The organism is Sorangium sp. So ce385, assembly GCF_051474135.1.
In the GTDB taxonomy this organism is placed as follows: domain Bacteria; phylum Myxococcota_A; class Polyangia; order Polyangiales; family Polyangiaceae; genus Sorangium; species Sorangium cellulosum_D.
On the sequence record NZ_CP150337.1, the window covers coordinates 4,528,040 to 4,551,923 of the forward strand.

General features: G+C 74.0%; 5 protein-coding genes. 4 read left to right on the forward strand and 1 reads right to left on the reverse strand.

Annotation, left to right across the window (positions count from 1 at the left end; genetic code table 11):
* Window positions 1–121: 121 nt before the first annotated feature.
* From WME83_RS16755 to ccrA, 4 genes are all read left to right on the forward strand, one after another.
* The gene (locus WME83_RS16755) at window positions 122–11,104 is read left to right on the forward strand and encodes an SDR family NAD(P)-dependent oxidoreductase (protein WP_437320287.1); all 10,983 of its coding nucleotides are present in this window, start codon (window positions 122–124) and stop codon (window positions 11,102–11,104) included.
* Complete coding sequence (locus tag WME83_RS16760) at window positions 11,097–16,841, forward strand: type I polyketide synthase (RefSeq protein ID WP_437320288.1); 5,745 nt, start codon at window positions 11,097–11,099, stop codon at window positions 16,839–16,841. Before WME83_RS16755 ends, WME83_RS16760 begins: the two co-directional genes overlap by 8 nt.
* A gap of 2 nt (window positions 16,842–16,843) precedes the next feature.
* Window positions 16,844–20,788, forward strand: coding sequence for a type I polyketide synthase (locus WME83_RS16765; protein ID WP_437320289.1), 3,945 nt, complete (start codon window positions 16,844–16,846; stop codon window positions 20,786–20,788).
* 272 nt (window positions 20,789–21,060) lie between these two features.
* Complete coding sequence (ccrA, locus tag WME83_RS16770; protein ID WP_437320290.1) at window positions 21,061–22,323, forward strand: crotonyl-CoA carboxylase/reductase; 1,263 nt, start codon at window positions 21,061–21,063, stop codon at window positions 22,321–22,323.
* 81 nt (window positions 22,324–22,404) lie between these two features.
* Here the strand turns inward: ccrA and WME83_RS16775 are convergent, their stop codons facing one another.
* On the reverse strand, window positions 22,405–23,526 hold the full coding sequence (locus tag WME83_RS16775; protein WP_437320291.1) for an ABC transporter substrate-binding protein: 1,122 nt from the start codon (window positions 23,524–23,526) through the stop codon (window positions 22,405–22,407).
* Between the last annotated feature and the right edge of the window lie 358 nt (window positions 23,527–23,884).

A 23,884-nucleotide genomic window follows, 5' to 3' on the forward strand; every position in this document is an offset into this window, starting at 1 on the left:
GACGGCACGCGCATTGCGTAACTGCGTGTGCTGGCGCGTACGGACACGCGCTGGTGCGTACCGGGCCGAGGCGGCGTTTCCCGCTCGCGGTGTGTCGCTCGGTGAGGTGAGGACTCGAAGGATGAGCACGCTGGGAAGCTCGGGGACGTCTCTCAAGAAGAGGGAGGACATCCAGGAATGGCTCATCCTCCGGCTGTCGGAGCGCTCGGGTGTGGCGCCCGGGTCGATCGACGTCCGCGAGCGATTCAGCCGTTATGGGCTCAGCTCCCGCGGCGCGGCGGAGCTCCTCGCGGGCCTCGGCGCCGCGCTCGGGAGGCAGCTCTCGCCGATCCTCGTCTGGAGATATCCGACCATCGAGGCGCTCGCGCTTCACCTGGACGGGGGCGAGAGCTCGCCGCCCGCTCGGCCGCGCGCGTCGCCCGCCGCAGCGCTCGCGGACGAGCCCATCGCGATCGTCGGGATGGCGTGCCGCTTCCCGGGGGCGCCGAGCCTCTCGGCCTTCTGGCAGCTCCTGTGCGACGGCGTCGACGCGATCACGGAGGTCCCCGCGGACCGGTGGGACGTCGAGGCGCTCCACGGCGATGACGCCGGCGCCGCGGGCGCGCGCTGGGGGGGATTCCTGGAGCAGGTGGATCGGTTCGATCCGCAGTTCTTCGATATCTCGCCGCGAGAGGCCGTCCAGATCGACCCGCAGCAGCGGCTGATGCTGGAGCTCTCGTGGGAGGCGCTCGAGGACGCCGGGATACCGCCGCGCGGGATGAGGGGCAGCCGGTCCGGGGTGTTCTTCGGCGCGATGTGGAGCGATTACGGGAAGGTGGCGGGGGGCGCGGCCGACCGGATCGCGCAGCACACGGCCACGGGCCAGGACCTGAGCATCGTCGCCGCGCGGGTCTCCTACGTGCTCGGCCTGGAGGGGCCGAGCATGACGGTGAACACGGCGTGCTCGTCCTCCCTCGTCGCCGTCCACCTCGCCTGCCAGAGCCTGCTCCGCGGAGAGTCCGAGCTCGCGCTCGCCGGAGGGGTCAACCTGATGCTCACCCCCGAGAGCACCGTGGCGATGTCGAGGCTGGGGGTCCTCTCGCCCGACGGTCGATCCAAGGCGTTCGACGCCCGCGCGAACGGCTACGTGCGCGGCGAGGGGGCGGGCGTGGTGGTGCTCAAGCCGCTGGCGCAGGCGCTGCTCGACGGCGATCCCATTTACGGCGTCATCCGCGGCAGCGCGGTGAACAACGACGGGTTCAGCAACGGCCTGACAGCGCCGAACCCGGCGGCGCAGGAGGCGTTGCTCCGCGACGCGTACGCGCAGGCCGGGATCAGGCCGGACCAGGTGCGATACGTCGAGGCCCACGGCACCGGTACGCACCTCGGCGATCCGATCGAAGCGAGGGCGCTCGCCGCGGTCCTCTGCGCGGATCGCCCCGCCGAGCGGCCGCTGCTCATCGGCTCCGTCAAGACCAACATCGGCCACCTCGAGGCCGCCGCGGGCGTGGCCGGGTTGATCAAGGCGGCCCTCGTGGTCCGGCACCTCGAGATCCCGCCGAGCCTCCATTTCGAGCAGCCGAACCCGCATATCGCCTTCGAGGACCTGCGCCTCGCGGTGGCGCAGCGCAGGGCGCCCTGGCCGGACGACGGGGCGCCGATCGTGGCCGGGGTGAGCGCCTTCGGCTTCGGCGGGACCAACTGCCACGTCGTCGTCGAGGGCGTCCGCCAGGGCCCGGCGGCGCACCTCCTCCCGCTGTCGGCGCACAGCGCCGATGCGCTCCAGGCGCTCGCGGCGGCGTTCGGCGAGCTGTCGGGTCAGGGCGCCGGTCGTCCGCCGCTCGTGGAGCTCTGCGCGTCGGCCGCGGCCCGGCTGAGCGGCGAGGATCATCGGTTGGCCATCACGGCCCGCTCCCACGAGGAGCTGTCCGCGCGCCTCGCGGGCTTCCTCGAGGGGCGCGCCCTGCCCGGGCTGGCCATCGGGCGCGCGGGCGAGCGGCGGCCGAGGCTCGTCTTCATGTTCGGGGGCCACGGATCGCAGTGGCTCGGCATGGGCCGGGATCTCCTCCGTCAGGAGATCGTCTTCCGGACGGCGATCGAGCGATGCGCGCGGGCGATGAGGCCTGATGCGGGCTGGTCCGTGCTGGAGGTCCTCACCCGCGGCGAGGCCCGATCGCTCGAGGACAGCGACGTCGTCCAGCCCGCCATCTTCGCCGTGCAGGTCGCGCTCGCCGCGCTCTGGCGCTCCTGGGGCGTGCGGCCCGACGCCGTGATCGGGCAGAGCATCGGCGAGGTCGCGGCCGCCCACGTGGCGGGCGCGTTGACGCTCGAGGACGCGGCCAGGGTCATCTGCCGCATGGGTCAGCTCGCCCTGCGCGTGAGCGGCCGCGGGGGCGCGGCGCTCGTCGAGCTCCCGCTGGACGAGGCGCGGCGCGCGATCGCGGGCCGCCTGGCGGTGGCGGGCACGACGAGCCCGAGCTCGACGATCGTGTCCGGCGAGGCCGCGGCGCTGGACGAGCTCCTCGCGGCGCTGCGCGAGCAAGGGACCTTCGCGCGGCGCATCGCGATGAATTACGCGCCGCACGGGCCCGCGATGGACGCGCTGCGCGGCGAGCTCGTGCGCGCGGTCGACGGGCTGCGGCCCGCGCGCTGCTCGATCCCGTTCTACTCCTCGGTCACCGCGGCCGCCTTCGACGGGGAAGCGCTCGACGCCGCTTACTGGGGGCGCAACCTGAGCGAGCCTGTCCACTTCGCTCCCGCGATCGATCGCCTCCTCGACGACGGGTACGACGCGTTCCTCGAGCTCAGCCCCCACCCGTTGCTGACGCACGCGGTCGAGCGGAGCCTCGCCCACCGGGGTCGAGGAGGCACCGTGTTGCCGTCGCTGCGGCGCGAGGAGGCCGGACGCGCGGTCCTCCTGGACGCGCTGGGGGCGCTCTACACGCGCGGGACACCCGTGTGCTGGGGCGCGGTGTACCGGGGCCCGGCGTCGCCCGCGCGCGCCCTGCCGGGCCTCGATCGCGGCGCGCCGGCGGCCGAGCCGCGCGCCGCGGAGGCGGCCGGGCCGCGGCCGTTCGAGCTGCTCGTGCTCTCCGCGCGATCGCGGGCGGCGCTCGCGGACGCGGCGCGATCCGTCCTGTCCTCGACCCTCGCGCAGCCGGAGCTCTCCACGCGCGATCTCTGCTACACGGCGAGCGTCCGGCGCAGCCATCACGAGCATCGGCTGGCCGTCGTGGGGCGGTCGACCGGCGAGCTCGGCGAGGCGCTCTCGTCCTTTTTGCGCGGCGAGGCGCGCCCCGGCGTCGCGTCCGGCGAGGCGCAGCGAGGCGGGCGGCCGAAGGTCGTCTTCGTGTTCCCCGGGCAGGGATCGCAGTGGGCCGGCATGGGCCGAGCGCTGCTCGACGAGGAGCCGGTCTTCCGCGAGGTCATCGAGGCCTGCGACCGGCTCTTGCAGCCGCTCTCGGGCTGGTCGCTCCTCGAGCAGCTCTCCACCCCCGGACCGGTCTCGCGCGTGCACGAGACCGAGGTGGCGCAGCCGGCGCTCTTCGCGCTCGAGGTCGCGCTCGCGGAGCTCGCGCGATCCTGGGGCGTCGTCCCCGACGCCGTGATCGGGCACAGCGTCGGGGAGGTGGCGGCGGCGCACGTCGCCGGGGCGCTGAGCCTCCCGGACGCCGTGCGCGTCGTCCACCACCGGAGCCGCCTGATGCAGAAGTCCACCGGCCTTGGGAAGATGGCCTCGGCGGAGATCTCCCCGGAGCGGGCGGCGCGCCTCTTGCGCGGCCTCGAGGGCGAGCTCTCGCTGGCGGCGGTGAACGACCCGGGATCCGTCGTGCTCTCCGGCGAGGCCGTGGCGCTCGCGGAGGCCCTGGAGCGCCTGCGGCGGGAGGGCGTGCAGTGCCGCGAGCTCAGGGTCAACTATGCGTTCCATAGCCCGCAGATGGCGCCCTTCCAGGGCGAGCTCGCGGCGGCGCTCGAGCGGCTCGCCCCGGCCTGCCCGGCGATCCCGATGTACAGCACGGTCACCGGGGCGAACGTCGGCGGAGCGCCGCTCGACGGCGCGTACTGGTCGAGGAACATCCGCGAGCCGGTGCTGTTCGCGGGCGCCGTGGACGCCGCCATCCTCGACGGACACCGCACGTTCCTGGAGCTCGGTCCGCACCCGGTGCTCTCGGCCAACGTCGAGCAGTGCCTGGCCGCGCGGGCGCAGGAGGGCCACGCCGTCCCCACGCTGCGGCGGGCGCAGGAGGAGCGGTGGTGTCTGCTCCAGTCGCTCGGCGCCCTGCACGTCCAGGGCTATCCGGTGGAATGGCGGCAGCTCTACCCGGGCGGCGCGCGCTGCGTGGCGCTCCCTGCCTATCCTTGGCAGCGCGAGCGCTGCTGGGTGGACGACCCAGGAGGAGCGCCGGCGGCGGCCCCGCGCGGGGCGGAGGCGCCCTCGGCCGCGCTGGCGTCGCTGCTCGACGCGAACGGCGCCGCGGCCCTCGCCGCGTCGGTCGCGGCGGAGGCGAGGCTCTCGGCGGAGGAGCTGCCGGTGGTCGCGCGGGTCCTGGAAGCGCTGCGGAAGACCGCCGAGCAGGCCCGCCTCGACGCCGGCGCGGAGCGCGGCGACGCGGTGTACGCGCTGGCGTGGCAGCGCCGGCCCGCCCTCGCGCCGCGGCCGCCGGCCGCGGGGCACTGGGTCGTGCTGGTCGACGAGGGCGGGGTCGGGGACCGGGTCGCGGACGCGCTGGCGTCGGCGGGCGGCGTCTGCTCGCGGATCCGGGCCGGCGGCGTCCGCGCGCGCGGCTCCGCGGGAGAGGGCGCGCTCGATCCGGGCCCGACGGAGGGCCTCGCGGGCCTCTGGGCGGAGCTCCTCCGCGAGCGGGGGCCGGCGCGCGCCGTGATCCACCTCGCCAGCCTGGACCGCGCGGAGGGCACCGACGCGGCCCTCCGGCGGGGCGTCCAGAGCGCGCTGGCCTGGATCCAGGCCGCGGGCGAGGCGGCGGCGAGCGCGGATCGCGGGCCCGGGGCGAGGCCGGAGCGGCGCGACGCGCCGAAGCTCTGGTTCGTGACCCGCGGCGCCGTGTCCGTCGGGCCCGGGGATCGGCTGACCGCGCCCGAGCACGCGACGCTCTGGGGGCTCGGCCGGGCGATGTCGCTCGAGCGCCCGGCGCTCTGGGGCGGGCTCATCGATCTTCCGGCCGAGATCGGCGAGGACGCCGTGGCCGCGCTGGTGAGCCAGATCCTCGCGCCCGACGGCGAGGACCAGGTGGCGCTGCGGCCATCCGGCCGCTTCGTTCAGCGGCTCGTGCGCCACCGCGGGCTTCGATCGCGCGCGGCGCGGTGGTCCACCCCGGGCACGGCGCTGATCACCGGAGGCCTGGGCGCGCTCGGGCTCCGCGTGGCCGCGTGGCTCGCGCGGCGCGGGGTCCAGCACCTGGTCCTGACGGGCCGGCGGGGCGCGTCGACGGAGGAGGCGCGGTCGTCGATCGCGGCGCTCGAGGCGCTCGGCGCCGCGGTGACGGTGGCCCAGGCCGACGTCGCCGACGCGGGCGCCATGGCCGCGGTGCTCGCGGACATCGACGCGCGGCTCCCGCCGCTCTCGGCGGTCTTCCATGCGGCCGGCGTCGAGGATCACACGCCGCTCGCGGCCCTCGACGACGCGCGGCTCGCCGAGGTGCTCGCCCCGAAGGTCCACGGCACCCTGGTGCTGGACGCGCTGATGCGCGACCGCCCGCTGACCGCCTTCGTCTGCTTCTCCTCGATCGCCTCGGTGTGGGGCTCGGGCGGGCAGGCCGGCTATGCGGCGGCCAACGCGTTCCTGGACGCGTGGGTGACGGCGCGGCGCGCCGCCGGGGCGCCGGCGTTCGCCGTCAACTGGGGGCCCTGGCAGGGCGGCGGCATGATGACCGAGCGGGGGCTCGCCGCCCTCGAGCGGCGAGGGGTGAAGGCCCTCGGCCCCGGCGTCGCGCTCGCGATCCTGGGCCGGATCCTCGACGCGGACGCGGCGCAGGTCGTGGTGGCCGACGTGGACTGGCCCCGGTTCCGCGCGGTGGTGGAGACCGGCGGTCCTCGCCCGCTCCTCGCGGAGCTGCCGCGCGCGGCGGAGGCGGCGTCCGGGCCGGCCGAGGCGGCGTTGCTCGACGAGCTCAGGGCGGCTCCCCCGCGCGACCGCCGGCGGCGGATGCAGCGGTGGCTGCAGGGGGCGGTCGCGCAGACGCTCGGGTTCGGCGACGCCGAGCGGGTCGACCCGACGCGCGGGTTCTTCGACCTCGGCATGGACTCGCTGATGGCGGTGGAGCTCCGCAGGCGCCTGCATCAGGCGCTCGGCCTCCCGCTGCCGTCGAGCGTGACGTTCAACCACCCGAACGTGGTCGCGCTGGCCGAGCACCTGCTCGAGCGGCTCTCCCTGGGCGAGCCGGCCGCGGCCTCCGGAGGCGGCGAGGCGCCGCGCCGCGCCGACGGCGAGGGGGGCGAGCCCGCGCTCGACCGCGAGCGCGAGCCGATCGCGATCGTCGGGCTGGGCTGCCGGCTCCCGGGCGGCGTCGCGGACGCGGAGGGGTTCTGGCGGCTGCTCGCGGACGGCATCGACGCCGTGCGGCCGATCCCGAAGGAGCGGTGGGACGCGGACGCGGTTTACGACCCCGACCCGGAGGCCCCCGGCAAGACGTATGCGCGGGAGGGGGCGTTCCTCTCGACCTCGCCGGATCTGTTCGACGCGCGGTTCTTCGGGATCTCGCCGCGGGAGGCGGCGAACATCGACCCGCAGCACCGGTTGCTGATGGAGGTGATCTGGGAGGCGTTCGAGCACGCCGGCCTCGTGCCTGGCGGCGATCCGCTGACGGGGGTCTTTGTCGGGATCGGCCTGAGCGACTACGGCGTCCTGCAGCGCGAGTCCGAGCGCCTGGAGGCGATGGACGCGTACACGATGTCGGGCACCTTCACGAGCTTCTCGGCCGGCCGGCTGTCGTATGTGCTCGGGCTGGAGGGCCCCAGCGCGGCGGTGGATACGGCGTGCTCCTCGTCGCTCGTGGCGGTCCACCTGGCGTGCCAGAGCCTGCGGGCGTCCGAGTGCAACGTGGCCGTGGCGGGCGGCGTGCAGCTGATGCTCGCGCCGCTCATGTACGTGTACCTGGCGCGCGCCCGCGCCCTCGCGCCGGACGGCCGCTGCAAGACGTTCTCCGCCGAGGCGAACGGCTACGGCCGCGGCGAGGGCTGCGGCATGGTGGTGCTGAAGCGGCTCTCGGACGCGCGGCGGGACGGCGATCGCATCCTCGCCGTGATCCGCGGCTCGGCGGTGAACAACGACGGTCATAGCAGCGGCCTGACCGTGCCCAACGGCCAGGCGCAGCAGGCGGTGATCCGGAGGGCGCTCTCGGACGCCCGGCTGTCGCCCGGCGACGTCGATTACGTCGAGGCCCACGGGACGGGGACGCCGCTGGGCGACCCGATCGAGGTCGAGGCGCTCGCGGCGGTGTACGGCGCCGGCCGGCCCGCGGAGCGGCCGCTCCGGCTCGGCGCGGTGAAGACCAACATCGGCCATCTGGAGGCGGCGGCCGGCATCGCGGGCCTCATGAAGGTCGTGCTCTCGCTCCAGCACGGCGAGCTGCCGGCGCACCTGCACGCGAGCGCGCTGAACCCGCGCATCCCCTGGACCGAGCTGCCGGTCGAGGTGACCACGAAGGCCGCGGCGTGGCGCGGCGAGGGCCGGCGGCGGCGCGCGGGCGTGAGCTCGTTCGGGATGAGCGGCACGAACGCCCACGTGCTGCTCGAGGAGGCGCCCGAGGGCGTCGCGGAGGCGCCCGAGGGGGCCGCAGAGGCGCCTACGACAGGCGATCTCGTGACGCTCCTGCCCCTGTCGGCGAGGACGCCCGAGGCGCTCTCCGCGTTGGCCGACGCGTACGGGCGCTTCCTGCGCCGGGGCCCGGCCGAGGCGGGCGCGTCGCTGCGGGACATCGCCTACACCGCGAGCGTGCGGCGCAGCCATCACGAGCATCGCCTGGTGGTGCTGGGCAGCTCGCGGGAGGAGCTCGCCGCGTCGCTCGACGCGTTCGCGGCCGGCGAGGCGCGGCCGGGCGTGGCGCGGGGGCGAGCGGCGCCCGGGGTCCAGCCGAAGATCGTCTTCGTGTTCTCGGGGTGGGGCTCGCAGTGGGCGGGGATGGGCCTCTCGCTCCTCGGCGAGGAGCCGGTCTTCCGCGAGGCGATGGAGGCGTGCGACGCGGCCGTGCACGAGGAGGCCGGGTTCTCGCTCCTCGAAGCGCTGCGCGCCGAGGGCGGGCCGATCGCGCACGGGCGCGTGGACGTGGTGCAGCCCGCGCTCTTCGCCATCGGCGTCGCGCTCACGGCCCTGTGGCGCTCGTGGGGCGTGGAGCCCGACGCGATCGTCGGACACAGCATGGGCGAGGTCGCGGCCGCGTGCGCGGCCGGAGCGCTGACGCTGGAGGACGGCGCGCGGATCATCGCCCACCGCAGCCGGCTGCTCTCGCGGCTGAGCGGCAAGGGCGCCATGGCGGTGGTCGAGCTGCCGCTCGCGCGGGCGGAGGAGGCGATCCGCGGCCACGAGCGCCGGCTCGCGGTGGCCGTCAGCAACAGCCGGAGGTCGACGGTGCTGTCCGGAGAGCCGGCCGCCATGGACGAGCTCCTCGCGCGGCTCGAGCGGGAGCAGGTCTTCGTCCGCCGGGTGAGGACCGACGGCGCCGGGCACAGCCCGCAGGTGGATCCGCTCATGGACGAGCTCCGGGAGGCGCTCGCGGGGCTCTCGCCGGCGAAATGCCGCGTGCCGATGCGCTCGACGGTGAGCGGGGAGGTCTGCGAGGGGCCGGAGCTCGGGGCCGAGTACTGGGCGCAGAACATGCGGCGTCCGGTGCTGTTCTCGCAGGCGGTCGAGCGGCTCCTCGAGAGCGACCACGCGATGTTCCTGGAGATCAGCCCGCACCCCGTCCTTGCGCACTCCGTCGAGGAGGCGCTGCGGGACGGGCAGCGCGAGGGCGTCTCGCTCGCGTCGCTGCGGCGGGCGCAGGACGCGCGGCGATCTCTCCTGGAGTCGCTCGGCGCCCTGCACGCTCACGGCCATCCGGTCGACTGGAAGCGGCGCTATCCCTCGGGGGGCCGGTGCGTGTCGCTGCCCGGCTATCCGTGGCAGCGAGAGCCGTACTGGCTTCCGGGCGGCGGCGGCGCCCGGCGCGCGGCGAGGAGCGATGGGGCGGAAGAGCTGCTGTATCGGCTGGAGTGGCGGAGGAAGGAGCTCGGAGGCGAGGGCGCCGGAGGGTGCAAGTCGCGGGGAGCGTGGCTCGTGCTGTCGGACCGAGCGGGGACAGGAGCAGCGCTGAGCGCGCAGCTGGAGCGGCGGGGGGAAGCGACGGTGCGCGTGCTGGCTGCCGAGCGCTACGAGCGGGTGGAGCCGAGGCGATACCGGCTCGACCCGTCGGACCCATCGGGGTACGCGGCGCTGCTGGCCGACGCGTTCAGCGAGGAGCAGCCGTGTCGTGGCGTGGTGCACCTGTTCGGGCTGGACGCGACGGCGCCGGAGGCGACGAGCGCCGAGACGCTGCTCTTGGACCAGCGGCTCGGCAGCCTGAGCGCACTGCTCCTGGCGAAGGCGCTTGTGGGCCGGTGCTTCCGGGACACGCCGCGGCTGTACCTGGTGACGCGAGCAGCGCAGTCGGCGGGGCCAGAGGTGCAGTCGGTGCGGGTGTCGCAGGCGCCGCTGTGGGGCGCGGGTCGCGCGGTCGGCGCGGAGCACCCGGAGCTCGGGTGCACGCGGGTGGACCTGGGAGAGGGGGCGCCGGAGCACGGTGTGGAGGCGCTGGTGGACGAGCTCGTGGCGCGGGATCGGGAGCCGGAGGTGGCTTTGCGGGCGTCGGGCCGGTACGTGGCGCGGCTGGTGCGGGTGTCGGCGCGGGCCGGCGTCGAGGGCGGCGGGGTGCGGCTGCGGCCGGACGGCAGCTACCTGATCACCGGCGGGCTCGGCGGGCTCGGGCTGTCGGTGGGTCGGTGGATGGTGGAGCGAGGGGCGCGGCACCTCGTGCTGGTGGGCCGGAGCGGGCCGACGGAGCAGGCGCGCGCGGCGATGAGGGAGATGGAGGGCCAGGGGGCGCAGGTGCTCGCGGTGCAAGCGGACGTGTCGCAGGGGGCGAGCGTGGCCGGGGTGCTGTCGGCGTTCGGCGAGGGGCTGCCGGCGCTGCGCGGTGTGGTGCACGCGGCGGGGGTGGCGGTGGACAGCACGGTGGAGGAGGAGACGGAAGAGCGGCTGTTGCGCGCGCTGGGGCCGAAGGTGCAGGGAGCGTGGAACCTGCATTCGTTGTTATCGGCGAGGACAGGAGAGGAGCGGCCGCCGCTGGACTTCTTCGTGCTGTATTCGTCGGCGATGTCGGTGCTGGGCCCTCCCGGCATCGTGAACTACGCGGCGGCGGACGCGTTCCTGGACGCGCTGGCGCACCACCGTCGTGCGCAGGGGCTTCCTGCGACGAGCATCGGCTGGGGGCTGTTCTCGGACGTGGGCGCGGCGGCGAGCTCGGGGGTCGCCGAGCGGCTGGCGAGCCGCGGCATGCCCGGCCTGACCGAGGCGCAAGGCAGAGAGGTGCTCGCGCGCATGCTCGCTGGAGGCGAGGCCCACGCGCTCGCGATGAAGTTCAGCCTGCGGCACTGGACCGAGTTCTACCCGAGCGCCGCCGCGTCCCCGCTCTGGGAGGAGCTCCGCAACGAGCGCGTCGAGGCGGCGCCCGGCGCCGGCCGCGCGGCCGAGCTCCGGAAGGCGCTCGAGGCGATGAGGCCCGAGGACCGCCCGGCGGCGCTGCAGCAGCTCGTCAGGGAGCAGGCGGCGCTCATCCTCCGGCTGGATCCGGGCCGGATCGAGCGAGATACGCCCTTCATGAGCCTCGGGTTCGACTCCCTGATGGGGCTCGAGCTGCGAAACCGCCTCGAGGCGGGGCTCTCCGTCGCCCTGCCGGCGACCTTGGTCTGGACCTATCCGCACATCGCGGCGCTCTCGACGTACCTGCTCGGCAAGCTGGATCTCGGGGGCGGGCCCGGTCATGCGCCGCGGCAGGCGGAGAGCGAGGGGGCCCCCGCGGGGGCGGAGGAGGTCGCGCAGCTGTCGGCGGACGAGCTGCTCGACGAGCTGGCGAGGGAGCTCGGTCGTGAGTGAGCGTGACGAGCGGGAAGTCGTGACGAGCGGCGGCGACGCTCGCGGCGAGAAGCACCTCGAGGGGCTCTTGCGGGACTCTCTGCTGAAGATTCGCGAGCTGAAATCGAGGCTGAGGCACGTCGAGCTCTCGAGGAGCGAGCCGATCGCGGTCGTCGGCCTCGGCTGCCGCTTCCCCGGCGGCGGGACGAGCCCGGGCGCCTTCTGGCAGGCCCTCCGGGGCGGCGTCGACGCGATCCGGGCGATCCCCCCGACCCGGTGGCCGGCGGAGGCGATCCCGGCGGAGAAGCACGGCGCGCGCTGGGCCGGGCTGCTCGACGCGGTCGACGGGTTCGACGCCAGGTTCTTCGGCATCGCGCCCCGCGAGGCCGCGAGCCTCGACCCGCAGCAGCGCCTCCTGCTCGAGGTCGCCTGGGAGGCCCTGGAGGACGCCGGCCTGCCGCCCGATCGGCTGGCGGGCAGCCGATCGGGCGTGTTCATGGGGCTGGCGACCCTCGACTACCAGCAGCGGGTCACCTCGCTCAGCCCGGAGGACATCGACGCTTATTGCGGGACTGGCAATCTCGCCAGCACGGCGGCCGGCCGCCTCTCCTACGTCCTCGGGCTCCAGGGGCCCTGCATCTCCGTCGACACGGCCTGTTCGTCGTCGCTGGTCGCCGTCCACCTCGCCTGTCAGAGCCTGCGCGGCGGCGAGAGCGAGCTCGCGCTGGCGGGCGGGGTCAGCCTGATCCTGTCCCCGGCGACGATGTGCATGGTCAGCGAGACGCAGGCGCTCTCGCCGGACGGCCGGTGCAAGACGTTCGACGCGGCGGCCAACGGCTATGTACGGGCCGAAGGCTGCGGCGTCGTGGTGCTCAAGCGCCTCTCGGACGCGCAGCGGGACGGCGATCGCGTCTGGGCCGTCATCCGCGGCTCGGCGATCAACCAGGACGGCCGCTCCACGGGGCTGACGGCGCCCAACGTGCTCGCGCAGCAGGCGCTGCTCCGGCAGGCGCTGGAGAGCGCCGGCGTCTCGCCTGCGGAGGTCGGCTACGTCGAGGCGCACGGCACTGGCACGTCGCTCGGCGATCCGATCGAGCTCGAGGCCTTGAAGGAGGTGCTGGGCCAGCCCCGCGCGAGCGGCGCGATCTGCGCCATCGGCTCGGTGAAGACCAACCTGGGTCACCTCGAGGCGGCGGCGGGCGTCGCTGGGCTCATCAAGGTCGTGCTCTCGCTGCATCACCGGGTGATCCCGCGCCACCTGCATTTCCGGACGCTGAACCCGAGGGTTTCCCTGCAAGGCACGCCGTTCGTGATCCCCGCCGAGGAGCTGGCCTGGGCCGGCAGCTCGCCGCGGTTCGCCGGGGTGAGCTCCTTCGGCGCCAGCGGCACGAACGCGCACGTGGTGCTGGAGGAGGCGCCGCCGTGCGCGCCGGCGGCCTCCTCCGGCGAGGGGGCCGCGGCGATCGTGCCCCTGTCGGCGAAGACGCCGGAGGCGCTCTCCGCGCTGGCGCAGGCGTACCTCGGCTTCCTGCGCGACGCCGCGGCCGGCGGGGCGGCGAGCCTCGGGGACGTCGCCTACACCGCGGGCGTCCGGCGCAGCCACCATGAGCGCCGCATGGCCCTCGTGGCCTCGTCGCCGCAGCAGCTGATCGAGCAGCTGGAGGCCGTCGCGCGCGGCGAGGTGCCCTCCGGGGTGGCGCGCGGCGACGCGGGCGGCGAGCGCCCGACGCGCGTGGTCTTCGTGTTCCCGGGCCAGGGCTCGCAGTGGCTCGGCATGGGGCGCCGGCTCCTGGGCGAGGCGCCGGTCTTCCGCGCGGCGCTCGAGGCCTGCGACCGCGCCATCGGCGAGGAGGCGGGCTTCTCGGTGCTCGAGGAGCTCGCCGCGGCCGAGGACCGCTCGAGGCTCGGTCGCATCGACGTCGTCCAGCCGGTGCTGTTCGCGATCCAGGTGGCGCTCGCGGCCCTGTGGCGCGGGTGGGGGGTGGAGCCGAGCGCCGTGGTGGGCCACAGCATGGGCGAGGTCGCCGCGGCGCACGTCGCCGGCGCGCTCACGCTGGAGGACGCCGCGCGGGTCGTCTGCCGCCGCAGCAGGCTGCTGCGCAGGGTGAGCGGGCTCGGGGCGATGGCGCTCGTGGAGCTGCCCTTGGAGGAGGCGGCGCGGGCGCTCCGCGGCAGGGAGCGCCAGGTGTCGATCGCGGTGAGCAACAGCCCGCGATCGACGGTGCTGTCCGGGGAGCCGGGGCCGCTGGAGGAGATCCTCGTCGAGCTCGAGCGAGCGCGCGTGTTTTGCCGTCGCGTCAAGGTGGACGTGGCGTCGCACAGCCCGCAGATGGACCCGCTCCTCGCGGAGCTCCGGGACATGCTGGGCGGGCTCTCCCCGAGGGACGCGCGGGTCCCGCTGCACTCGACCGTGACGGGGAGCCCCTGCGCCGGCGCGGAGCTCGGCGCCGGCTACTGGGCGCGGAACCTGCGCGAGCCGGTGCTGTTCTCGCCGGTGATCGAGCGGCTGAGCGAGGGCGCGGGCGCGCTGTTCCTCGAGCTCAGCCCGCACCCCATCCTGGTGCCCGCGATCGAGGAAGCCCTGCGCGAGCGGGGTCGCCGCGGGGCGGCGCTGGCCTCGCTGCGGCGAGAGCAGGACGAGCGGCGCTGCCTCCTGGAGACGTTCGGCGCGCTGTACGTCCACGGAGCTCCGGTGGACTGGGGCCGGCTGAATCCGCACGGGGGCCGCTGCGTGTCGCTGCCGGCGTATCCGTGGCAGCGAGAGCGCCACTGGCTCCCGGAGGACCTTGGACGAGGCGCCTCGGGCCGGCGGGCGCGGTCCTCTCCGGGCGGCGCGGCGGGCCATCCGCTCCTCGGCGCGCCGCTGTCGTCGTCGGCGCACCCGGGCACGTGGTTCTGGCAGCGCGCGCTGAGCCTCGAGGCGCTGCCTTACCTCTCGGAGCACCGCATCCTCGGCGACGCGGTGCTGTCGGGGACCGCGTACGTGGAGATGGCGCTCGCGGCGGCGGCCGAGGTCCACGGCGGGGCGGCGCTGTCGCTGGAGCACGTGGCGTTCGAGCGGGTGCTCGTCCTTCCGGAGGAGGGCGAGCGGACGGTGCAGGTGGTGCTCGCCGAGGAGGAGCCTGGCCGATCGTCGATCCAGATCTCGAGCCTCGAGGGCGCGGCGTGGGTACGGCACGCGACCGGGACCGTGCGGGTCGCGCCGGAGGGCGCCGGGCAGCCGCGGTCGGGCGGGTCTCCTCGGGAGATCATGGCCCGATGTGCAGGGCTGGAGGGCGCGGCGATCGAGGCGCCTCGGTCGCGGGGGATGACCGGCGGCGAGCACTACGAGCGCCTTGAGGCGCGCGGGTTGTCGCTCGGCGCGAGCTTCCGCGGCGTCGAGCAGCTGTGGATGGGCGCGACGGAGGTGCTGGGCCGAGTGCGCGCTCCGGACGAGGTGAGCGCGCAGATGGGGCTGTACGGGCTGCACCCTGCGCTGCTGGACGCGTGTCTCCAGGTCCTCGGCGGGCTTCTCCCTGCGCCGGGGGCGGCGCTCGACGCGGGGGCGACGTACGTGCTCGCGTCGGTCGAGCGCGTCCTCGTCCATCGCCGGCCGGGGCGGGACGTGTGGGTGCACGGCCGGATGCGGCCCGCGCAGGGCGCTGGCCCGGAGCGGATCGTGGGGGATCTGCACCTGATCGACGACGAGGGGCAGGTGCTCGTCGAAGTGCTCGGGTTGCGCGCAGAGCGGCTCGCGCCCGGCGCGCGCGCGGCGAGGAGCGACGGAGCGGAAGAGCTGCTGTATCGGCTGGAGTGGCGGAGGAAGGAGCTCGGAGCAGAGGGCGGCGGAGGGTGCAAGTCGCGGGGAGCGTGGCTCGTGCTGTCGGACCGAGCGGGGACAGGAGCAGCGCTGAGCGCGCAGCTGGAGCGGCGGGGGGAAGCGACGGTGCGCGTGCTGGCTGCCGAGCGCTACGAGCGGGTGGAGCCGAGGCGATACCGGCTCGACCCGTCGGACCCATCGGGGTACGCGGCGCTGCTGGCCGACGCGTTCAGCGAGGAGCAGCCGTGTCGTGGCGTGGTGCACCTGTTCGGGCTGGACGCGACGGCGCCGGAGGCGACGAGCGCCGAGACGCTGCTCTTGGACCAGCGGCTCGGCAGCCTGAGCGCACTGCTCCTGGCGAAGGCGCTTGTGGGCCGGTGCTTCCGGGACACGCCGCGGCTGTACCTGGTGACGCGAGCAGCGCAGTCGGCGGGGCCAGAGGTGCAGTCGGTGCGGGTGTCGCAGGCGCCGCTGTGGGGCGCGGGTCGCGCGGTCGGCGCGGAGCACCCGGAGCTCGGGTGCACGCGGGTGGACCTGGGAGAGGGGGCGCCGGAGCACGGTGTGGAGGCGCTGGTGGACGAGCTCGTGGCGCGGGATCGGGAGCCGGAGGTGGCTTTGCGGGCGTCGGGCCGGTACGTGGCGCGGCTGGTGCGGGTGTCGGCGCGGGCCGGCGTCGAGGGCGGCGGGGTGCGGCTGCGGCCGGACGGCAGCTACCTGATCACCGGCGGGCTCGGCGGGCTCGGGCTGTCGGTGGGTCGGTGGATGGTGGAGCGAGGGGCGCGGCACCTCGTGCTGGTGGGCCGGAGCGGGCCGACGGAGCAGGCGCGCGCGGCGATGAGGGAGATGGAGGGCCAGGGGGCGCAGGTGCTCGCGGTGCAAGCGGACGTGTCGCAGGGGGCGAGCGTGGCCGGGGTGCTGTCGGCGTTCGGCGAGGGGCTGCCGGCGCTGCGCGGTGTGGTGCACGCGGCGGGGGTGGCGGTGGACAGCACGGTGGAGGAGGAGACGGAAGAGCGGCTGTTGCGCGCGCTGGGGCCGAAGGTGCAGGGAGCGTGGAACCTGCATTCGTTGTTATCGGCGAGGACAGGAGAGGAGCGGCCGCCGCTGGACTTCTTCGTGCTGTATTCGTCGGCGATGTCGGTGCTGGGCCCTCCCGGCATCGTGAACTACGCGGCGGCGGACGCGTTCCTGGACGCGCTGGCGCACCACCGTCGTGCGCAGGGGCTTCCTGCGACGAGCATCGGCTGGGGGCTGTTCTCGGACGTGGGCGCGGCGGCGAGCTCGGGGGTCGCCGAGCGGCTGGCGAGCCGCGGCATGCCCGGCCTGACCGAGGCGCAGGCGCTGGGCGCGCTGGATCGCCTCCTCGCCCAGGACGGCGCCCAGGTCCTGGCGATGCGATGGAGTCTGCGGCAGTGGCTGGAGACCTACCCGTCGGCGGCTCGCTCGCCCCTGTGGGCCGAGCTCCAGGAGGAGGAGCGCGAGCGCGGAAAGCCGGGCGCCGCGGACGCCGCCGGCTTCCGTCAGGCGCTCGAGAGGGAGAGCCCCCCCGCGCGGCTGTCGCTCCTCGAGAAGCACCTCGGGCAGCAGCTCGGCCGGGTGCTGCGCCTCGACGCGGCGCGGATCGAGCGGAGAGCCCCTTTCAGCGGCCTGGGCATGGACTCCCTGATGAGCCTCGAGCTGCGGAATCGGCTCGAGTCCAGCCTGGGGATCAAGCTCTCGGCGACATTGCTCTTCACCTACCCCGACATCGCATCGCTGGCCGAGCACCTGCTCGGGAGGATGGCGCTCCGCGGCGGGCCTACGGAGCCCGGGAGGATGGCGCTCCGCGGCGGACCTCCGGAGCCGTCGGGAGGCACCGCGGCCGGCGCTCCTCCCGGCGACGAGCCGCCGCTCGCCATCGATGAGCTGCTCGCCGCCGTCGACGCAGAGCTGTCGCTCGCCAGAAGGGGAACATCGAGATGAGCATGCCTGAGCCCGACGTGACGACCCGCCTGCGCGAGCTGCTCGCAGCCCTCAAGACGCTGCGGGCCGAGCGCGACGCCCTGGAGCGGCAGAGGACCGAGCCGATCGCCGTCATCGGCATGGCGTGCCGGATCCCGGGCGGCGTCGACAGCCCGGAGGCGTTCTGGCGGCTGCTCGACGAGGGGCTCGACGCGGTGACCGAGGTCCCTGCCGAGCGCCCCGGCCTCGCCGTCCCCGCGGGCGGCGCCGCGGATCCTGCGGCGCGCGGGCTCCGCTGGGGCGGCTTCCTGAAGGACGTGGATCGGTTCGACCCGCACTTCTTCGGGATCTCGCCCCGGGAGGCGAGGGCCATGGATCCTCAGCAGCGCCTCCTGCTGGAGGTCGCCTGGGAGGCGCTGGAGAACGCCGGTCAGGTCCCCGAGGAGCTCGTGGGGACGTCCACGGGGGTGTTCATCGGCTTGACCGGCAACGACTACGCCCTGCTGTGCGGGGCCCTCGATGCCTCCGAGCAGGACGTCTACACGGCGACGGGCAACGGCCACTGCTTTCCAGCCGGGAGGCTGTCCTACGCGCTCGGGCTCAACGGTCCGAGCCTCGCCGTGGACACGGCGTGCTCGTCGGCGCTGGTCGCCGTTCACCTCGCCTGCCAGAGCCTGCGGAGCGGCGAGAGCTCGCTCGCCCTGGCGGGCGGGGTCAACGTGATCCTCTCCTCCGCGACGACGCGCCTGCTCGCCAAGATGGGCGCCCTGTCGCCCGACGGGCGGTGCAAGGCGTTCGACGCCGAGGCGAACGGCTTCGTGCGCGCCGACGGGTGCGGGATGGTCGCGCTGAAGCGCCTCTCCGACGCGCTCTCGTGCGGCGATCCCATCCTGGCGACCATCCGTGGCTCGGCCGTGAACCAGGATGGCCGCTCGACCGGGCTGACGGCGCCGAACGTCCTCTCGCAGCAGGCGATGTTGCGGCAGGCGCTGGAGAGCGCCCGCGTCTCGCCCTCGGAGATCGGGTATGTCGAGACGCACGGGACCGGGACGCCCCTCGGCGATCCGATCGAGCTCGAGGCGCTCGCGGCCGTCCTCGGCGCGCCGCGCGACGACGGGTATCCGTGCGTGCTGGGGGCGGCGAAGACGAACCTCGGGCACGCCGAGGCTGCCTCCGGCGTGATCGGCCTGATCAAGGCGGTGCTCTCGCTCAGGCACCGGGCGATCCCCGCGAACCTGCATTTCAGCACGCTGAACCCGCGCAGCTCGCTCGAAGGGACGCCCCTCGTCATCCCGGCGCACAAGCGCGCCTGGAGCGCGGGCGGCCGCGCGCGGCTGGCGGGGGTCAGCGCCTTCGGCATGAGCGGCACCAACGCCCACGTCATCCTGGAAGAGGCGCCGGAGAGCGCGTCGCCGGCGCCCGCGGGCGACGTGTCGAGCGTGCTCCTGCCCCTGTCCGCGAAGACGGCAGAGGCGCTCTCGGCCATGGCGCGATCGTACCGGAGCTCGTTCTCGGACGCCGGGCCCGAGGCGCCGGCGAGCCTCGGGGACGTCGCCTACACGGCGAGCGCGCGGCGCAGCCATCACGAGCACCGGCTCGCCGTCGTCGCCTCGTCGCGCGAGGAGCTCTCGGAGCTCTTGGGCGCGTTCGCGCGAGGGGAGGCGCGCCCCGGCCTCGCGCGCGGGGTGGCCAAGGGGGGAGCGCGCGCTCCGGCGGTCTTCGTGTTCTCGGGACAGGGCTCGCAATGGGCGGGCATGGGGCAAAGGCTCTTCGCGGAGGAGCGTGTCTTCCGCGCCGCGCTCCAGGAGTGCGATGAGCTCGTGCGGGGCCTCGCGGGCTTCTCGCTCCTCGGCGAGCTCACGGCGCCCGAGGAGAGGTCGCGCCTCGCGGAGACCGAGGTGGCCCAGCCGGCGATCTTCGCGGTGCAGGTGGCGCTCGCCCGGCTCTGGGGCTCGTGGGGAGTCTCGCCGGGCGCGGTGGTCGGCCACAGCGTCGGCGAGGTGGCGGCCGCGCACGTCGCGGGCGCCCTCAGCCTCGACGAGGCGGCTCGGCTCGTCGTGCTCCGCGGGCGCGTCATGCAGCAGGCGACGGGCCGGGGCAGGATGGCCTCGGTGGCGATGCCCGCCGACGAGGCGGCGCGCGTCCTCGAGGGGCACGCGGGCCGGCTCTCCCTCGCGGCGATCAACGACCCTGGCTCGGTGGTGCTGGCGGGCGACGGCGACGCCCTCGCCGAGGTCGTCCAGCGCCTCACGCTGCGGCAGGTGCCTTGCCGCATGCTCCGGGTCAACTACGCATTTCACAGCGAGCACATGGCCGCCTTCGAGGGCGAGCTCGCCCGCGCTCTCTCCTGGCTCGCGCCCCGCCGCCCCGCGCTCGCGATGTACAGCACGGTCACGCAGGCGCGCGTCGCCGGCGGCGACCTCGACGCCGCGTACTGGGCGAGGAGCATCCGAGCGCCGGTGCGCTTCGCGGGCGCGATCGCGCGGGCCATCGCCGATGGTCACCGCGATTTCCTGGAGATCGGGCCGCATCCGGTGCTCACGGGCAACCTCGAGCAATGCCTCCTCGACCGGGGAGAGGAGGGGATCGCGCTGCCCACGTTGCGGCGAGGCCAGGACGAGCGGCGCTGCCTGCTGCAGTCCCTCGGGGCGCTGTACGCTCACGGCCACGCGATCGACTGGAAGCGCCTCTATCCTTCGGGAGGACGGTGTGTGCCGCTGCCGGCCTATCCCTGGCAGCGCCAGCGGTACTGGATCGAGCCCTCGGAGGCCGCGCCGCGCCCGGCGCCCGCTCGGATCGAGCCTCGGCCCGAGGTGACGGCTCCCGCGATCCGCGAGCAGCTGAACGGCGCCGCTGCGTTCGAGCGCCGGCGCGTGCTCGAGCGATGGTTGCAGGAGGTCGTCGCGCGGACGCTGGGGTTCGAGGACCCCGCGCGCGTGGACCGCGCGGCGAGCCTCGCGGACCTGGGGATGGACTCGATGATGAGCCTCGAGCTCCGCGGGCGGCTCGGCGCCGCGCTCGATCTCAAGCTCTCGATCCACTGGAGCTTCAGCTGCCCGACGCTGGCGTCGCTCGCCGAGCACGTCGCGGACAGGCTGGGGCTGCCGGCGGAGGCGGAGGGCGCTCGCGCGGCCGCGCGGCCGCGGCTCCACCCTCTCCTGGTCCCGCTCCAGCTCTCCGGCCAGGGGACGCCCTTCTTCTGCGTGCATCCGGCGGGCGGGCCGGTCCTGTGTTACGCCGACCTCGCGCGCCACCTCGGGGACGATCGCCCTTTCTATGCGATCCAGGCCAGGGGTCTCGACGACGACGGCGAGCCGGACGATCGCATCGAGATCATGGCCGCGCGTTATCTCGAGGCGCTCCGCGCCGTCCAGCCGACGGGCCCTTACCTGCTGGGCGGCTGGTCGCTCGGAGGCCTCGTCGCGTTCGAGATGGCCCGCCGGCTCGTGGACGAGGGCAGCCGCGTCGCTTCGTTGACGCTGATCGACAGCTTGCTCAGCGTCGACGACGACCCCGAGTCGAGGCTGAGGGAATATGTCGAGCTCGCGAGCATGCTGTACCCGGAGAGCTCGCACGCAGAGCTCCGCCGGCTCGGCGAGGGGGAGCTGACGAGGGTCCTCGTCGACGGCGTCCTGCGGTCGAACATCGCTGGCTTCACGAGCTCGGTCAGGCGGCTCTTCACGGCTCACGAGAGGGCGCTTCGCGCGTACGTCGCGCCCACGTACCCGGGCGCCTTCACCTATTTCCGGTCCGCCGAACAGCCGTCGCGCGGAGGCTCCGCGGAGGTGGCGGAGCCCTACGGGACGCTCTATTACCCGCTCTCACGGTTCTCGTCGCAGCCTGTCGAGCTCTACGAGGTCCCTGGCTCTCACTGGACGATGGTCCGGGAGCCCCATGTCCAGGTCCTGGCCGAGAGGCTGAGGCGATGCTTGCTCGCGACCGATCCAGGGCCGAGCGGTTCATCGTGACAGGGCACGTCGCGCTCGGTGGGTCGGTCGATGCGGCGGGCGGGGCGCTCGCGGTCGGCGGAGCGACTCTGGCGTTCAGCGCGACCGGCCCAGGGGAGCTCGGGTTGCACAGGGCTCGGCATAAAGGTGCTTGGATGCTTGACACAAGCATTCGATTTTAGAATAACCGACACGCTTGTCAGCGTGACGCGCTCGCCCTGTGGGCCGGCCCTTCCTCTCCGGGAGCGCCGGCGGGGAGCGCGACCTCAGACGACGAGCATCAGGAGAGCGCGATGGCGGATGCATCGTATTGCGAGAGCACCTCGTACGCAGAGAAGGATCTGTATGAGCTGGGTGAAATGCCTCCGCTCGGACACGTGCCGCGGAGCATGGTCGCGTGGGTCATCCGGCGCGATCGCCACGGCGAGCCGAGCACCGCCATGCAGCTCGAGGTCGTCCCGACGCCGCGCATCGGCCCGGATGAGGTCCTCGTCGCGGTGATGGCCGCCGGGATCAACTACAATGGCATCTGGGCCTCGCTGGGGAAGCCCGTCTCGGTGTTCGACGTGCATCGGCACGACTATCATGTGTGCGGCTCCGACGCGGCGGGCGTCGTGTGGGCCGTCGGCAGCATGGTCAAGCGATGGCGCGTCGGCGACGAGGTCATCGTGCTCGGCAGCCAGGACGACGGCGAGGACGAGGAGTGCAACGGCGGCGATCCGCTGCTCTCTCCGACGCAGCGGATCTGGGGATACGAGACGCCGCATGGCTCGTTCGCCCAGTTCACGGTCGTGAAGGGGCGCCAGCTGCTCGCGCGGCCCCGGGGCTCGACCTGGGAGGAGAGCGCCTGCTACCTCGCCTCGCTGGCGACCTCGTACCGCATGCTGTTCGGGCACGCCCCGCACATCCTGCGGCCGGGGCAGAACGTGCTCGTCTGGGGCGCGGCCGGCGGCCTGGGCTCGATGGCGGTTCAGCTCGTCGCCGCGACGGGAGCGAACGCGATCGGCGTGATCTCGGACGAGAAGAAGCGCGATTTCGTTATGTCGCTGGGCGCCAAGGGCGTCATCAACCGCTCCCAGTTCAGGTGCTGGGGGCCGCTGCGCTCGCTCGACGACGCGGCCTATGCAGAGTACATGAGCGAGGTGCGCCGCTTCGGGAAGGCCATCTGGTCGATCACGGGCCAGAGGACCGACGTCGATGTGGTGCTCGAGCACCCTGGCGAGTCGACGTTCCCGGTGAGCTGCTTCGTGGTGAAGCGCGGGGGCATGGTGGTGTTCTGCGCCGGCACGACCGGTTACAACTTCACGATGGATGCGCGGTTCGTGTGGATGCGTCAGAAGCGCATCCAGGGGAGCCACATCGCGACGTTGATGCAGGCGAGCCAGGCGCACCGCCTGGTCCTGGAGGGGCGCGTCCGTCCGATCCTGTCCGAGACCTTCGCGTGGCACGAGATCCCGAAGGCGCACATGAAGATGAGGCAGAACCTCCACGAGCCTGGGAACATGGCCGCGCTCGTCCAGGCCAGGGCGCCGGGCATGCGTTCGCTCGAGGGGTGAGCGCGCGCCGCCACGGCCTTCGCCCGTCGCGTCGGCCGACGCCCGTCGCGAGGTGCCCCTGTCGGGAGCGAAGCCGTCCCGTCACGGCGCGGCCGCGGGCGTCTGGCCTCGATCGTGAGGCGGGTTGCCGGACGCGTAGGGATTGAGGTCGTTCGTGTACAGGTCGCGGGCGTTCACCTGTCCCGGGCGCAGCTCTCCGTCTCGGATCAGCCAGTCGATCCAGATCTGAAAGTCCCTGTCGTCCAGCACGCCGCCCTTTCCTGCGACGCCGTAGCTGCGCCAGTACTTGAGGATGCTGTCGTCTTCATTGCGGTTCCGCTTGCGAAGGATCGAGGCGAAGCGGGTGAGGACCTCCTCTCGCGGCGTGGTCTGCGTCCATGCGATCGCCTTGGCCGTGGCCTCGACGAATTGGCGCGTGGCGTTCGGGTGCTCCTCGATGAACTTCGTGCTCATGACGTAGCTCCCGGCCGTGAACGCGCCGAACAGCTCGTAATCGGTGGCGATCGCCCGGACGCCGCCGCGCTCGAGGGCTCGGTCGCGGTAGACGTTCCCGAGGATGGCGACCTCGACCTGCTTTTGCCGGAGCGCCTGTTCGCCGTTGACCGGGGGGATGACGACCAGGGTGACCTGCCGCGCTTCCGCGCCGAGCCCGCTGCGGAAGAGGTACTCCTTCGTCATGAACTCGCTGTGGGCGCCGAGCGTGTTCATGGAGATCTTCTTGCCGATGAGGTCCCGCGCTCCGCGGATCGGGCTGTCGTCGAGCACGTAGAACCCGCTCCAGAACTGCTCGCTCACGCCGTACGAGCCGAGGACCGATCGGAGGGGCGCCTTGGCGGCGATCAGCTTGATGATGGCGCCGTTGAACGCGCTCCCGAAGTCCGTGTCCCCGGTGACGACGGCCTGGATGCTCTGCGGTCCGCCGAGCACGTCGCCCACGTGCACCAGGCGGATGGGCGCGAGGTACCCGAGGTCCTCCGCCAGCTCGGGCGGCGACACCGATCCCGGGGAGCCCTGATACCGGAGCTCCAGCGTCTCGATCTCTCGACCGTCGTGCCACGCCCGTGTGGGTTCGGCTTTGCTACAAGCGCCTGCGATGAGGGCGAGGAGCGCCGAGAGGAGCGTCAGCGCGCCGCGCCCGCGCGTCGACGCGTCAGGGGAGCCCCGGAGGGCGGCTGTCTCACCGCGAGTCGCTCGTGTCGGCATGATGGTTCTCGTCTCGTTCGAGGGATGGAGGTAGCCGGCACATCGCCGCCCGAACGGGCGCAATGGCAACATATATGCCGTCGCCCTGCGCTCCCGCATCCCTCCCAAATCGCGCTTTCGCGATCGGCCCGCGCGCTCCTCGGGCCGCGTCGCTGCACCGATTCGAGCAGCTCCTCGCCCCCGCTGCTGCTGCCGCAGCAGCTCTGTCACAGGCTAGCTACGGCCCCTCGCGCGGTGTGCTTCACGTCGGCAAATCCCCCTGGAGAGACCGAGTTGCACGAGGAACCCTTGATTTCCCCATCCATCAAGTCCGTAGGCCCTCGGAGGGGGTGTTCGTGGCGCGGTGTGGGGACGGGCC

What these genes read in the sequence shown, in the direction of transcription:
- WME83_RS16755 (WP_437320287.1), top strand. Translation starts at nt 122, where the DNA reads ATGAGCACGCTGGGAAGCTCGGGGACGTCTCTCAAGAAGAGGGAGGAC.
- WME83_RS16765 (WP_437320289.1), top strand. Translation starts at nt 16,844, where the DNA reads ATGCCTGAGCCCGACGTGACGACCCGCCTGCGCGAGCTGCTCGCAGCC.
- ccrA (WP_437320290.1), top strand. Translation starts at nt 21,061, where the DNA reads ATGGCGGATGCATCGTATTGCGAGAGCACCTCGTACGCAGAGAAGGAT.
- WME83_RS16775 (WP_437320291.1), bottom strand. Translation starts at nt 23,526, where the DNA reads ATGCCGACACGAGCGACTCGCGGTGAGACAGCCGCCCTCCGGGGCTCC.